This window comes from Streptomyces alkaliphilus, from assembly GCF_014141535.1.
Taxonomy (GTDB): domain Bacteria; phylum Actinomycetota; class Actinomycetes; order Streptomycetales; family Streptomycetaceae; genus Streptomyces; species Streptomyces alkaliphilus.
This window is the reverse complement of the sequence record NZ_VKHT01001316.1, coordinates 1-1,116: the sequence shown is the minus strand read 5'-3', so window position 1 is coordinate 1,116 and position 1,116 is coordinate 1. Positions and strand designations below refer to the sequence as shown.

Genomic DNA, 1,116 nt, shown 5'->3' with positions numbered 1-1,116 from the left:
GACCAGGCGGGCGCCGCCGCCGGGGGCCGGGCGGGCCACCACCGCCACGTCGGCGACGCCCGGGCAGTCGCGCAGGGCCGCCTCGATCTCGCCCGGCTCGATGCGGAAACCGCGGATCTTCACCTGGTGGTCGGCGCGTCCGAGGTAGGCGAGGTCACCGTCGGGCAGCAGCCGCACCAGGTCGCCGGTGCGGTACATGCGGCTGCCGGGCGGCCCGTAGGGGTCGGGCACGAAGCGCTCGGCGGTCAGGGCGGGGCGGTCGCGGTATCCCCGGGCCACCCCGGCGCCGGAGACGTACAACTCGCCGACGGTGCCGGGCGGCACCAGTCGCCCGGTGTGGTCGAGCACGTAGCCGTGCTGTCCCGCCAGGGGGAGGCCGATGGGCGAGGGCGCGGCGCCGTCGGGGTCGTCGGCGGTGATCTCGCGGAAGGTCACGTGCACGGTGGTCTCGGTGATGCCGTACATGTTGACCAGGGCGGGCCGTTCCCCGGCGGGGGCGGCGAACCAGTCCCGGTAGTCGCGGGTGTCGAAGGCGTCGCCGCCGAAGACGACGGTGCGCAGCGACAGGTCGGCGAAGGAGGCGTCGTGTCGCTCCAGGTGGGCGCGCAGTCCCTTGAACGCGGCGGGGGTCTGGTTGAGGACCGTCACGCCCTCCTCGCGCAGCAGGCGGTGGATCGCGGCGGGGTCGCGCACCTCCTCGACGGTGGGAACGACGACCCGTCCGCCGGTGGCCAGCGCTCCCCACACCTCCCAGACGGAGAAGTCGAAGGCGGGCGAGTGCAGCAGGGTCCACACGTCCCCGGGGCCGAAGTCGAAGTGTCGGTCGGCCGCGTCGAGCAGCCGGGCGAGGTTGCCGTGGGTGATCTCCACGCCCTTGGGCCTGCCGGTGGAGCCGGAGGTGTAGATGATGTAGGCGAGGTCGTCCGGTTCCGGCCGGGCCGGTTCCCCGGGCCGGAGGCCCGGGCCGGAGGCGTCCCCCGCCCCGGCGCCCCGGACGGGCAGGGTGCGGACGGGCAGGCCGCGCACGGCGGCGGCACCGGTGTCGTCCGTGACGACCAGGCGGGCCCCGGCGTCGGCGAGGGTGTCGGCCCGGCGGGCCCGCCTGGTCGTCACGGA

1 protein-coding gene is annotated in these 1,116 nt (G+C 75.9%); it reads right to left on the bottom strand.

Annotation, left to right across the window (positions count from 1 at the left end):
• A partial coding sequence (locus tag FNQ90_RS24210; RefSeq protein WP_182608297.1) for an amino acid adenylation domain-containing protein occupies positions 1-1,116 on the bottom strand: 1,116 nt, incomplete at both ends.